Annotated in this window: 10 protein-coding genes and 1 pseudogene; 2 read left to right on the forward strand and 9 right to left on the reverse strand. The window is 46.0% G+C overall.

Translation table 11 applies throughout. The features are described 5' to 3' along the window. Window positions 1-367: 367 nt before the first annotated feature. Together nhaD and amt are read left to right on the forward strand one after the other, a co-directional pair. Complete coding sequence (nhaD, locus tag ASC49_RS15190; protein ID WP_055464106.1) at window positions 368-1,633, forward strand: sodium:proton antiporter NhaD; 1,266 nt, start codon at window positions 368-370, stop codon at window positions 1,631-1,633. 195 nt (window positions 1,634-1,828) lie between these two features. Then, complete coding sequence (gene amt / locus ASC49_RS15195) at window positions 1,829-4,897, forward strand: ammonium transporter (protein WP_055464107.1); 3,069 nt, start codon at window positions 1,829-1,831, stop codon at window positions 4,895-4,897. Here the strand turns inward: amt and ASC49_RS15200 are convergent. From ASC49_RS15200 to ASC49_RS15235, 9 genes and pseudogenes are all read right to left on the reverse strand, one after another. Further along, window positions 4,894-5,268 carry a Na+/H+ antiporter subunit G gene (locus ASC49_RS15200; RefSeq protein WP_055464108.1) on the reverse strand — a complete coding sequence of 125 codons (375 nt, stop codon included), beginning with the start codon at window positions 5,266-5,268 and terminating at the stop codon, window positions 4,894-4,896. The two genes, amt and ASC49_RS15200, sit on opposite strands and share 4 nt — an antisense overlap. Before the next feature lie 14 nt (window positions 5,269-5,282). Beyond that, window positions 5,283-5,552, reverse strand: coding sequence for a K+/H+ antiporter subunit F (locus ASC49_RS15205; RefSeq protein ID WP_055464109.1), 270 nt, complete (start codon window positions 5,550-5,552; stop codon window positions 5,283-5,285). Then, window positions 5,546-6,031: a Na+/H+ antiporter subunit E gene (locus ASC49_RS15210; RefSeq protein ID WP_055464110.1), complete on the reverse strand. Its 486-nt coding sequence runs from the start codon at window positions 6,029-6,031 to the stop codon at window positions 5,546-5,548. The genes ASC49_RS15205 and ASC49_RS15210 overlap by 7 nt, the downstream gene beginning before the upstream one ends. Beyond that, window positions 6,031-7,560, reverse strand: a complete 1,530-nt coding sequence (locus tag ASC49_RS15215) for a monovalent cation/H+ antiporter subunit D (protein WP_055464111.1) — start codon at window positions 7,558-7,560, stop codon at window positions 6,031-6,033. The genes ASC49_RS15210 and ASC49_RS15215 overlap by 1 nt, the downstream gene beginning before the upstream one ends. Next, window positions 7,561-7,926 carry a Na+/H+ antiporter subunit C gene (locus tag ASC49_RS15220; RefSeq protein WP_055464112.1) on the reverse strand — a complete coding sequence of 122 codons (366 nt, stop codon included), beginning with the start codon at window positions 7,924-7,926 and terminating at the stop codon, window positions 7,561-7,563. After that, entirely contained in the window at window positions 7,926-10,724 is a 2,799-nt protein-coding gene (locus ASC49_RS15225) for a monovalent cation/H+ antiporter subunit A (RefSeq protein WP_055464113.1), read from the reverse strand. Before ASC49_RS15225 ends, ASC49_RS15220 begins: the two co-directional genes overlap by 1 nt. 257 nt (window positions 10,725-10,981) lie before the next feature. Then, a complete protein-coding gene (locus tag ASC49_RS20320; protein ID WP_245624743.1) occupies window positions 10,982-11,359 on the reverse strand; it encodes a CZB domain-containing protein in 378 nt (125 codons plus the stop codon). Window positions 11,360-11,407: 48 nt separating this feature from the next. Continuing rightward, window positions 11,408-12,064: pseudogene (locus tag ASC49_RS20325) on the reverse strand (methyl-accepting chemotaxis protein); the annotation flags it as partial. A gap of 214 nt (window positions 12,065-12,278) precedes the next feature. Further along, entirely contained in the window at window positions 12,279-12,890 is a 612-nt protein-coding gene (locus ASC49_RS15235; protein ID WP_072242137.1) for a Yip1 family protein, read from the reverse strand. Between the last annotated feature and the right edge of the window lie 80 nt (window positions 12,891-12,970).

The raw sequence follows: 12,970 nt of genomic DNA on the forward strand, positions 1-12,970 counted from the left end.
GATCCCTTATCTGATGGCAGTCATTAGAAGCTGATGTGCGTGCAGGGATCTGACCCCAGAAAGGCTATTGTCTTTGTCTGATCAGGTATCTAAAGAATGGCCATAGCATTTAAAACTTACGAATCTGACTGGCTTTTGAATCTTTTGTAAGTTTCTAAATGAAGTGTTGTTTCATTTAAGACTTTGAATGGTTGTTTTATGTCTTTTCACGCCAATAGATTCTGGGTTATCACTCTGGTAAATAGTCTTTATGTAATTTTTTTTCATAAATGAGCAGTAAATGAGTATGTGCCTTCGATAAAGCGGTATAAAATTTCCAAATCAAATTTTTGGGCTTTTTAAAATTCACTTTTGAGGGTTATGACAGATGTCTGATGTACTGCAAATGGTACTCATCGGGCTCGCGGTGTTCGCGTTGCTTGGTGTCGTACTAGAAGATGTTATACATGTAAATAAGGCGAAGATTACCTTGTTTCTAGGAACCTTTTCTTGGTTTTTATTGTATGTATTCCACTCTGAAACCGCTGCAGAATTGCAAGCTATAGGGCATGGCTTTGAGGAGAATGTATCCGAAATTGCCAGTTTATGGTTGTTTCTAGTGGCGGCCATGACTTTCGTTGCCTATCTCAATAAGAAGGGCATGATTGAAAACGTGATCTTGCTATTTTTGCCTAAGCAGGTCAAAGAGCGAACCTTATTGTTTTTAACTGCAATTTTCTGTTTTGTATTCTCTTCTCTGGCGGACAACATCACCGCGACTTTGGTTTCTGTGACCTTGATTTTATCGCTTAATCTCTCAACCCAGAAAACTGTGCGCTTTGCCACCTTGGTTGTGTTTGCTGTGAACTCGGGAGGCGTCTCACTGATTACAGGTGATGTTACAACTCTGATGATCTTCCTAGAAGGCAAAGTTCATATTCTTGAGCTTTTGATGTTGTCGTTGCCAGCGTTCTCTGCGGTGATGGTGTTAGCCTTGATTCTAAGCCGTGGCATGAATGAAGTTGTCGCAATTAACATTCGACATAACGAAGTGCGTCCAGTTGATCTAATGATTGCAGGTGCTTTCTTGTGTACGATCATTTCGACTATTGCGGCAAATGTGCTATTCGGCATTCCTCCTGTTTTGATGTTCTTAATGGGAATGGCGACCATGTTTTTGATTGCGCGCTTTTTTAATGATGATAAGGAAGAAGAGCAGTCGATCTTGGAATACATCCGTGTGATTGAGTTTGAAACCTTATTATTCTTCTTAGGTATTCTCCTGTTAGTTGGCATGTTAAAAGAGATCGAAGTGCTCGATTCTATTGTACGTATGTATGAAATCTTACCGCCGTATATTGCTAACTTCTTAATGGGGGTGCTGTCTTCTATGATTGATAACGTACCTTTGACTGCAGCGCTGCTTAAAGCAGGCATCGTGATGAGCGATACGGATTGGCTGGGCTTGACCTACGCTGTGGGCGTTGGCGGTTCTTTATTAGTTATTGGCTCTGCGGCAGGTATTGTGGCCATGAGTAAGGTCGATGGCCTGACTTTTGGTTCTTACGCTCGTTACAGCTTTATTCTCCTTATTGTTTATTCCCTTGGTTACGTCGCCTCGATCAGCTTGGCGCAGCTGGTCCTCGGCTCCTAATTACCATATGGCAATAGCAGGCACTTAGGTGCCTGTTTTTGTTTGTGGCATCGTCAGCGATATTGGCCTGAGTCTTGTATATAAACTATTGCTATGGATAACAAGTTTTGCTTTGAGCAAAGCTCCTCTTTATTGCGCATTTAGATGCGCGCTAGCGGTGCGTGCTCAGCTTGTATGTATCAAATTGGAGCATTTATGGTAGAGGTTGTGTGGCTTTTGGTCTCGGCTACGCTGGTGTTTATGATGCAAGCAGGCTTCCTATGTTTAGAAAGTGGACGCATACGCAGCAAGAATAGCATCAATGTCGCGGCGAAAAATATTTCGGATTTCATCGTTTCATCTGCCGTTTTTAACCTCGTTGGCTTCGGTTTAATGTTCGGGGCTTCCTATCAAGGAATATTCGGCACTTCTGATTTTCTATTTGGCGATCAAGCGTCATTCTCCTCAATCGCGTTCTTCTTATTTCAAATGATGTTCTGTGGCACAGCGGCAACCTTAGTGTCTGGTGCTGTCGCAGAACGTATGACATTTGTTGGTTATTTAGCGATCACCATTATTCTCAGTGCTTTTATTTATCCAATTGTGGGTCATTGGGCTTGGAATGGGATCTATCAAGTCAATAGCCAAGGCTGGCTTGAAACGCTGGGTTTTATTGACTTCGCCGGGTCAACCATTGTGCATTCCGTCGGTGGTTGGGTGGCGTTAGTCGCTATTTGGATGATAGGCCCTCGTCTGCGCCGTTTTGATCAAGGAATCTTGTTACCACAAGGCAGTAACCTACCGCTGTCCGGATTGGGTGTTTTGCTGATTTGGCTAGGTTGGGTGGGCTTTAATGGTGGCAGTACCCTGAGTTTTGATAAAAGCGTGCCACATATACTGTTGAACACCTTTATTTCTGCTATTTGGGGCGGTATTGCTTCAACCCTGCTCTTTTACAGTTTGTATCGCTACATCAATGTATCACAGCTGTTAAATGGCGTAATTTCGGGACTGGTGGGTATTACCGCAGGGTGTCATGTGGTCTCTACCTCTGCGTCGATCTTTATTGGTCTGATGAGTGGCATTATTACGGTAGTAGGCTCTATTTTGATGGAGCGCTGGCGTTTGGATGATGCTTTGGACGTTGTTCCATCGCACCTATTCGCCGGAGTATGGGGAACCTTAGCGGTTTCCCTATTTGGGAATCTTGAAACGATGGCAACGGGCTTAAGTCGTTGGCAACAGTTTCAAGTACAAGCCCTTGGTGTGGTCAGTATTGGTGCTTACTGCGTAATTGTCTCGGTTGTCGCTCTGACTTTATTGACAAAGATAATGCGATTAAGAGTGACGCATGAAGAAGAGGAGCAAGGGCTGAATATTGCGGAGCATCGGGCAACGACCGAGTTGATCGACTTGCTGAACTCAATGCATTACCAAGAGGATCAGGCTGATTTTTCCAAGCATGTACCAGAAGAACCTTTTACTGAGGTTGGCCAGATCGCCAAGCAGTATAACCAGGTCATTGATCGTGTACAGCAGGAGATTTCCGAGCGAGATCAAGCCTTGTACTGGTTTAAAGAAAGTGAAATGCGTAAATCGGCGATTTTGGACTCCTCGATGGACTGCATTGTCACCATCGATGGCGAGGGTAATATTATTGAATATAACCCAGCGGCCGAGCGCACATTTGGTGTGCTGAAACGTCAGGTTAAAGGTGCTAATTTCATCACTACCTTTGTACCTGAAAATGAGCGAACAGGCATTTTGAGTAGTTTAGAAACGGGTTTCTCCAGTTCTGATGGGTGGCTGATTAATCGGCGTAATCATTTCCAGTTACAGCGTGGTGACAATGAGGTCTTTCCTGTAGAGATAGCGATCACGAAAGTCGTCAACGAGCAGGGAAGTTTTCAAGAATTCACCCTACATATACGTGATGTAACTCGCCATGTGAAATTACAGCAGCGCTTACGTTTTTTAGCTTACAGCGATCCATTGACCAGTCTGTTCAATCGTACCTATATGACAGAGCGCTTAGAGCATGCTTTGCAGCAAGCGCAAGATACCCATCAAGCGGTCGCGTTACTATTTTTAGACTTGGATAAATTTAAGATTATTAACGACACCTTAGGCCATAAAGCAGGAGATGAGCTGCTCTGCGAAGTCTCTGAACGACTCTCTAGAGTTGTATCAGAATCCGATATCATTGCACGTTGGGGTGGCGATGAGTTTCTGATTATGCTCAAGCATGATGTCTGTACATCTCGCGCAGAGCGGTTGGCAAACGAAATCTTACAGCAGATGCGGGAGCCGGTTTTGTTGGCGGGTAAGCCTGTAAAAGTCGGCACCAGTATTGGCATAGCGATGACTGAGCAGCTTTATAATGCCGAATTATTAATTCAGCAAGCGGATATGGCTATGTATTGGGCCAAGCAAAACGGCCGAGATAATGCCAAATTCTTTGAGGCATATATGGCCAGTGAGGTCACTAGTCGTTTTCAATATGAACAAGAGATCAAAGACGCCCTAGACCAGCAGCAGTTTCATTTATTGTATCAGCCGCAGGTAGATACCTTGTCGCAGTCGATTGTTGGCTTCGAAGCTTTGATTCGCTGGTCTCACCCAGCGAATGGCATGGTGTCACCTGCCGAGTTTATTCCTATTGCGGAGGAGTCCAATTTAATCTGTCGCATCGGCGATTGGGTACTGGAACATAGCATTGCGACGCTATCTCAATGGCAAAAAGAGTGCGCCAATGCATTACCGATTGCTGTCAATATTTCCGGGCGTCATTTTGTTGCGGAGGGATTCATTAAGACGATTGAAACACTTCTGTTGCGCCATCAAGTGGATGGACAGCTGCTTAAGATCGAAATCACGGAAGGCGTGTTTATCCACGATATGAGTCAGTGCATTGATATCATGGGAGCACTAAAAGCCATAGGCGTGGAAATATCAGTGGATGACTTTGGTACAGGGTACTCGTCATTGCACTATTTAAAAGAGCTGCCGCTGGATATTTTGAAAATTGATAAATCATTTGTCCGTGAAATCGGGGATCAAGCAGAAGGCGATAAGATCTGTGAAGCCATTATTCAATTGGCGCATAATCTGGATTTGAAAGTCATTGCGGAAGGGGTTGAGACACAGGAGCAGGCTAAGGTATTGAATCGACTAGGCTGTTATATACACCAAGGTTATTACTATGATCGTCCGCTTTCAGAAGACGCTGCCCTAAAACTCTTAAAGCGAGAGCAGCATACTCCTGACGAAGTTAAGGTACCTTAATCTTCTTCCTTAGCATCCGCCGCTTTGCGTTGACGAATGTTGTTCAGCAGCGATAGACCTGTAGTACGAGGAATCGCAGAATTTTCGCGGTGCAGTGCCGTCTTGGCAATCATATTCGCTGCAACGGGAGCCGTGATTAACAAGAATAAGGTAATCAGTAGTTCTGAGACAGAGAAGTGTCCTTGATTAAGGGTTTGGTAAATCATGGAGGCTAATAGCACCCCCGTAATCCCAAGAGTCGTTGCCTTGGTAGGCCCATGCAGGCGTGTGAACACATCTGGCAAGCGAGCAAGGCCAATTGAGCCAATTAACAAAAATATCCCCCCAATCACCAGCAATACACAGATCAGTAACTCGGTATAAAACGACATAAATGATTCTCCCATTACTCGATGATATCGCCACGAAGTAGGTACTTACATAGTGCTGAGGTGCTGACAAAACCGAGCATTGCGATCAATAGGGCTGCCTCAAAGTACAAACTGGTTTCCATATAAATGCCATACAACATCAGCAAGGCGATGGCATTAATGTACATGGTATCCAACGCCATAATGCGATCAGACACATGTGGACCAACCAGTAAACGCCATAGGTTTAAGAACAAGGCGATACAAATACAGATGGTAACGAAGAATAACGCCCAGCTTAGCATCCTAGGATCTCCTTAATAGGGCGCTCATAGCGCTGTTTAATCTCATCAATCAGTGCTTGTTCATTATCCAAATGCAAAGCGTGAACATAAAGCCACTGTTTGTCCTCGGAAACTTCAACACTGACCGTACCTGGAGTTAACGAAACGGTACTGGCTAAGAGGGTGATCCCCACATCTGAGGTCACGTCTAAAGGAACGGCGACAAAGCCAGGCTTTAGTTTACGGATAGGCCCCAGCACCAGCACCGCTACTTGAATATTGGCAATCAATATATCTTTCAGTACCAAAAAGAAATAACGCAAAGCTAACCAAGGCTTACGAATTTTAGGCTGTTCGCTACGCATACTGTTTACTAGCAGCGGAATGCTGATGGCAAAAAACAAAGCCAAAACAATATGTCCAGGGCTAATAGAATTGTTCATTAACAACCAGATAACAAACAGCAGCAAACTGTGAAATGGCATAGGTAAAAATCGCATTAGAAGCCTCCGTCAGCCAATGGGCTTGTTAACAGTGCCTCAACCGATAAGCGAGGATCATGAAGGAAGGTTGCCGCATCATTTGCCAGTTCAGACACGGGGCCACCAAACAAAGCTAATAAAGGCGATGCACCCAACAGCAAGACAATCCCTAACCACTCACCAATGTGAACAGTTTGATGTTCTTCTGTTTGTTGTTTATTTACCGAATGGCGCCAGAACAGCGTTGTACCAGCACGCGACAGAGCGATTAAAGCGCCTAAACTGCTAAGCAATACAATAGGCCATACCCAAAGTTGCTCTGCAGTGGAGTGTGCAGCTTGCAGTATCATAATCTTTCCTAGGAACCCCGAAAGTGGCGGCATACCGATCACTGCAATAGCGGCAATGGCAAAGCCTATCCCAAGGAAAAGCGGATTATCCGTCTTCTTGGAGATAACAAATCGATCTTCAGCTTTACCGCGCTGACGAGCAATCAGGTCTGCTAACAGGAACATCCCCCCAGCAACCAGCGTACTGTGAACCATGTAGTACAATGCCGCACTCGTGGCCGCTTCACTGCCAATCGCCGCACAGACCATAAGTGTGCCAGCCGAAAGCACCACAAGGTTAGCGGTTAACAGCTTCAAACTAGGGCTTGCTAGGGCACCGATGGTACCAATGACAATGGTCAGCAGAGCAAGTGGCCATAACCAAGACTGCGCGATGTTCGCCAATTCCCCCGCCTCGTCACCAAACACCACCCCATGAATACGTAAGATGCTGTAGATACCGACTTTGGTCATGACGGCAAAGATGGCTGCGACCGGAGCACTGGCGCTAGAGTAAGTTTTTGGTAACCAAAAATGCAATGGCAACATGGCCGACTTCATGCCGAAGACGACCAATAATAACAGGGCTCCGATTTTGGCTAAGATCGCCACACTGCCTTCTAATTCACCGACTTTCTGAGCCATATCAGCGATATTTAAAGTACCTAAGGTACCGTACAAAATACCTAAACCGAACAAGAACACGCTTGAGCCAGCAAGGTTTAAGACCACGTAGTGAGTTGTTGCTTGCGTTTTTTGCTTGCCGCCGCCGTGAATCAATAGTGCATAAGAGGCGATCAAAAGCACCTCAAAGAACACGAATAGGTTGAACGCATCTCCCGTGAGGAACGCACCATTGATACCCATTACTTGGAACATAAACAATGGATAGAAGTAGCCGCCAGTGCGGTCGTGATAGCCTGTTGCATAGCAGACTGCACCAAAAGCCAAGAAGTTCGTGACACACACCATCACGCTCGACATGGGATCCGCGACTAATACAATGCCAAAAGGCGGGCGCCAGTCACCTAGAATATATTGCGTGACGCCATCTATTTGAACGGATGCCACCAAGGTAAAGCCAATGATGACTTGTAGAAGCATCGATAGAACTGTGAAAACCCGCTGGCGCTTCAGTGTTTTTGACAGCGGCGGCAACAATAACAGAGCACCGGTAAACAGCGGCAACAGAATCGGTAAAATACTTAGGTGTTGCATTTAACGCTGGCCTCCAGACTTCTGACGAGCTTGTTCCTTGGTTTGTGGGATACGGCCATCCACATGGTCATTACCTAAGTCGGCACGAGCACGCATAGCCAAGATCACGGCAAAAGCCGTCATGGCAAAGCCAATTACGATGGCGGTTAGCACTAACGCCTGAGGTAAAGGATCACCGTACTCTTCAGACATACCCAATACTGCGGCACCATCTAACTTCAAGCGACCGCTCGCAAATAAGAACAGGTTGACGGCGTAAGACAGAAGTGTCAAACCCACGACCACAGAAAAAGTACGGCCACGTAAGGTTAAGAAAATCCCGCAGGCGGTCATCAAACCTACGCAAAAAGCATAGATACCTTCCATTATGCTTCCTCCTCGAATACAGCACGTTCACTGGTGGTCAACTGACCTAGATTTGCCAAGATCAACATGGTTGCCCCCACGACGGTTAGGTAGACCCCAAGGTCGAACAGCATGGCGCTGGCCAACTCAAACTTACCGATCACAGGTAAATAGAAATAATCGAACCAAGAGGTTAAGAACGGACGACCGAAGAACCAGCTGCCAAGCCCTGTGAGGGCTGCAATACCAATGCCGGAACCGATCATGATCTGGTAATCCAGCTTCAAGCGGTCTTTGATCCAATCAACACCATGAGCTACGTATTGCTGAATAATTGCTACGGAGGTAATCAAACCAGCGATAAAACCGCCGCCAGGCATATTATGACCACGTAAGAAGATGTAAGCCGATACCAATAGCGCTAGAGGCAATAAACTTTGAGATACGACCGACAACATTAACGGATGGCGATCTGTAGACCATGGGCGGCCCTGCTCATTACTGGATGGCATATACAAACGCATGCGGGCGATCAATTTAAAGATACCCAATGCCGCAATACCCAGAACGGTGATTTCCCCTAAAGTATCGAAACCACGGAAGTCCACTAGAATCACGTTGACCACGTTGGTACCACCACCACCAGTTTTACTGTTTTCGGTGAAGAAGGTCGAAATAGTCTCTAATGGGCGTGTCATCAAGGCGTAAATTACCGTACCGACAACGCCACCGATCATGGCTGAAATCCCCAAATCACGTACTACGCGGCGTGGGCTAGACTCTTTCGGGGTTTTCTGTGGCAAGAAGAACAACGCCAGCATCAACAAGATGATGGTCACGACCTCAACAGATAATTGCGTTAGGGCTAAGTCGGGAGCGGAGAAGCGCGCAAATGCTAGCGTTACAATCAAACCCACGACAGACAGCGTCAATAAAGCCACCATACGACGGCGGTGCCAAACGACAGTCGCCAACGACGCAATCGATAACAACACGGCCCCCGTAATAGACAGGGCATCTAGAGGGATTTCTGGACGACGACCTGCGGTCGTATCCAGATCCAGTAACGGGTAAGCGCTCACCACAATCGTAAACATAAACAGGAAGTACATATAACGCTGCAATGAGCCATTTTCAAAGAAGCCGATAAACCAAGTCGCCTTAGCCACCAGCTGCTGAATGGCGCGCTCAAACAACACTTTAGGATCATTGCTTGGAAATTGTGCTTGGAACTTAAATAGATGCTGGCGGTTGTAATACACCAGCAAACCGCCCACTAATGCGATGGCACTCATTAGCAATGGAATGTTAAAACCGTGCCAAATAGCCAAGCTGTATTCTGGTACAGAAGCATTCAGTGCCGCAAATGAGGCGCTATGCAATAAATCGCCCACGATCCAGCTGGGGAAAATCCCCACTAACAAACATAACGCCACTAGAATCTCGACTGGCACACGCATATAGCGCGGTGGCTCGTGCGGTGTTTTTGGCAAATTAATAGGCTCGCCATTAAAAAATACGTCGTGTACAAAGCGCGTTGAGTACGCCACAGACAGCACACCACCTAGAGTTGCCATGACTGGCACCATCCAAGATAGAGAACCTAACGAATCTTGATGCAGGGTTTCGTTAAAGAACATTTCTTTAGACAAGAAACCGTTTAGCAGCGGCACACCAGCCATGGCCGAAGAAGCTACCATGGCTAAGGTTGCCGTGTAAGGCATGTACTTCCATAGGCCATTGAGTTGGCGCATATCACGAGAGCCTGATTCGTGATCAATGATCCCCGCCGCCATAAACAATGATGCTTTAAAGGTCGCATGGTTAATGATATGGAAAATCGCCGCGACGAGGGCAAGGTCAGAGCCCATGCCTAACAGTAGTGTGATCAAGCCTAGGTGACTAATGGTCGAGTTCGCCAGCAAGCCTTTTAGATCATGCTGAAACAGTGCTAGGTAACCCCCTAACAAGAAGGTTGCAAGCCCCGTCATGCTGACCAACAAAAACCATAAGTCAGTTCCAGCGAGAGAAGGGTAGAAGCGAGCCATTAAGAAAATGCCTGCCTTGACCATGGTTGCAGAGTGCAAATAGGCACTGACGGGAGTTGGTGCGGCCATGGCATTTGGCAGCCAGAAATGGAATGGGAACTGCGCTGATTTGGTGAATGCACCAATAAGAATCAGTACAGTAATGATCGGGTAAGCGCTGTGAGCACGGATTAAATCACCACTGTCTAATACCGTTTGTAGATCAAAACTACCGACTACGTTACCCAGTAGCAGCAGACCCGCTAATAGGAATAAACCGCCTGCACCGGTAATGGTCAGCGCCATACGCGCGCCCTTACGGGCTTCACTCTTGCCGCTCCAGAAGCTAATCAAGAGGAACGAGCTAATGCTGGTCAGCTCCCAGAATACCCAAATTTGTATCAGGTTATCGGACATGACCACGCCAAGCATGGCAAACATAAACAGTATTAGATAGCAGAAGAACTTGCCGATATTGTCATTGTGAGACAAGTAATAACGGGCATACAGGATGACCAACAGGCCGATGCCAAGGATCAGTATGCTAAACAGTAGCGTGAGGCCGTCTAATCGAAAGGCTAAATTCAAACCTAAGCTTGGCACCCAAGCCAGTGACGTCTGGAAACGTTGACCATCAAGCACCGATGGCGCTAACTGTAAAATTAAGAATAGAGCAATAGCAGGCAGAGCAGCTGTTAGAAACGCACATGCGGTTCGGCTATAGCGAGTACTACATAAGGGGACAAGAGTGCCCAGTAATACTAATAGGGGAATGCATAGTAGGGTATTCAACGGATCTGCTCCTTCATAGCATTTTCGACGGTGTATTTGTATCTAATTTGCATACCAACCGTATCCATTTCTTAGCCAGCATCTTTGAAAAAGTGCTGACTGTTTGACTGTATTTCGTAAGGATAGCGTGATGGAAGTATATTTTCTTTAAAAATCGGTATTAAAAAAGTAACAAAAATAATGTGTTGCATCGAAATCAAAAAAAACGCTGAGGATAAGTCAGCGTTTTCTAGTAGACCAGCAATCATTGCTTAAGTTCAGCTCGATTTGATTTCTTCCAGCAAAGACTCAATGCTCACAACGACTTGTAAGCTAGCCGTTTCCATTTTATCTAGATAGCTCAGCATTTCGGTTTTATTGGCAGCTTGAGCGGCTTTCACGGCAGCGCGGCCAGATTCATGCACGGCTTTGTGAGGTGCCTCAATCGCCTTGAAATTACGTGAGTTCTGATAATGCGTTGAGCCGTAACCCTGATAGTACCATTTACCAAGTCGACATTCGGTGTGAGCGTTTACTTCTGAGTGGAAATCACGCTTATCAATACGACGGTAAACTTCGTTTTTCCATACAGCATGATCCAACTTCACGGTATCTAAGAAAGACTGTGTTGCCGCTAAGTTAATCGCAGCCTGCATTTTTTGTGACGTTTCGATCACACTTCCAACAATACTATCAATCTGGCTAGCTGAAGTGGCGACATCTTCGGCGCTGGATTGGTTTTTATCGACCATTTGTTTGATCGAATGAGTCTGATCTAATACTTTGCGCACCAGCTCTTCGACCTGTTCACTAGCAGAATGTGTTTTGCTGGCAAGATTACGTACTTCATCGGCTACCACAGCAAAACCACGACCCGCTTCCCCTGCGCGCGCTGCTTCGATTGCCGCGTTCAGTGCCAGTAAGTTGGTTTGATCAGAGATTTCCTGAATGCTAAAAACCAGTTTGCTGATACCACTGGCCGTATTATCCAGAATCTGCGCCGCTTCCATGCTAGAGCTGGCCTGTTCATTAATAAGGACAGCACGTTGATTTAAACGTTGTAGTGCCGAGCGTGTGTCGCTGAACAGGGAATCAACTTCTTTCAATTGCTGATGTTCATTGATTAAGGTTTCTGCGCTGTCCGCTAGACCATGTCGAATCGAATTCAGCATATCGCCACCGCGTAATTGGTAGCTAAGCAGCTCCGTACAGCTATCGTCGTTTTGCGTTTGCTTGGCATCGGCACGGGCTTCTGCAAGCTGAGACTCTAAAATAGCCACACGTTGTTGATGATGTTCACGCTCTTGCTGTATTTGTTGTTCAAGTTCACTGATTCTATTTTTATGAGAAGAGAAAAACATTAATCGGACTCCGCCGGTACTGATAAAGACGCGACTAATTTGGTCGACGCAAGTTATCTATGTATTGTGTGCTTACTGAGCAAAGGATAAAAGTTATTTATTTCTTCACAGTTATAATTTTGTAAAAATGCGGCAGCCAACATACAAAAGCCTGCCCCAAGTCAATGGTAGCAGGCTATACGAACAACGATAGGGTGGATAGAGCAGGCGGCCATTAGCCAAAGAATGCCCAAAGCGGACTGTGCTCAGATCCCATGCTCCAGAGTAGAACAACCACAGCGAGTAAGAACTCAAGAATCAGCACACCAATCCCCAAGGTACCCGTGGATAAAATAAACCCTTCTTTGTGACTAATACCTAGGAAACGCGGCGTGCCCTTGTAAAGTAAGTAGGCGGAATAGGCCACCCCGATACAAACGGCCAGCATACATAACCAAGCAATTGGGTAGATGGCAAACAGGCCACTTAAAAACATGGGTGTTGCGATATACCCCGCAAAGATAATACTTTCTGAGCGGCTCGGACGGTGTGAATATTGGCGCGATAATGCGTGAATAGCCGAACCGACACCAGCAACAGCCAGCAGAATTAATGCATAGAACAATACACCTAAGCCAAGCGCGGTCATGACACTCAGTTTTATCCCTTCCTCTCCGTTAAGTGTCCAACCTACTTGGGTGGTACCAATAAAACTACTGACAACAGGAATCGCCGCCAAAATCAGTACGTGGTGCGCGTACATGTGGCTAACCGATTCATGCTCCTTATTGATTTCACGCCATTCTCGATCAGGATGGTGCAGTAATCCCCATACATGATTAATCATGCTTTCCTCCTCGCTTCCGACATCTGAATTAAGGTTTATGTGAATGTTTTGATTAGTATCAAAACGATCCTCATAACGTT

The organism is Marinomonas fungiae (genome assembly GCF_001418205.1).
GTDB classification, from domain to species: domain Bacteria; phylum Pseudomonadota; class Gammaproteobacteria; order Pseudomonadales; family Marinomonadaceae; genus Marinomonas; species Marinomonas fungiae.

Bases quoted from the DNA above. Each gene is read 5' to 3' on its own strand.
- nhaD (WP_055464106.1), top strand. From the start codon at position 368: ATGTCTGATGTACTGCAAATGGTACTCATCGGGCTCGCGGTGTTCGCG.
- amt (WP_055464107.1), top strand. From the start codon at position 1,829: ATGGTAGAGGTTGTGTGGCTTTTGGTCTCGGCTACGCTGGTGTTTATG.
- ASC49_RS15200 (WP_055464108.1), bottom strand. From the start codon at position 5,268: ATGTCGTTTTATACCGAGTTACTGATCTGTGTATTGCTGGTGATTGGG.
- ASC49_RS15205 (WP_055464109.1), bottom strand. From the start codon at position 5,552: ATGCTAAGCTGGGCGTTATTCTTCGTTACCATCTGTATTTGTATCGCC.
- ASC49_RS15210 (WP_055464110.1), bottom strand. From the start codon at position 6,031: ATGCGATTTTTACCTATGCCATTTCACAGTTTGCTGCTGTTTGTTATC.
- ASC49_RS15215 (WP_055464111.1), bottom strand. From the start codon at position 7,560: ATGCAACACCTAAGTATTTTACCGATTCTGTTGCCGCTGTTTACCGGT.
- ASC49_RS15220 (WP_055464112.1), bottom strand. From the start codon at position 7,926: ATGGAAGGTATCTATGCTTTTTGCGTAGGTTTGATGACCGCCTGCGGG.
- ASC49_RS20320 (WP_245624743.1), bottom strand. From the start codon at position 11,359: ATGCAGGCTGCGATTAACTTAGCGGCAACACAGTCTTTCTTAGATACC.
- ASC49_RS15235 (WP_072242137.1), bottom strand. From the start codon at position 12,890: ATGATTAATCATGTATGGGGATTACTGCACCATCCTGATCGAGAATGG.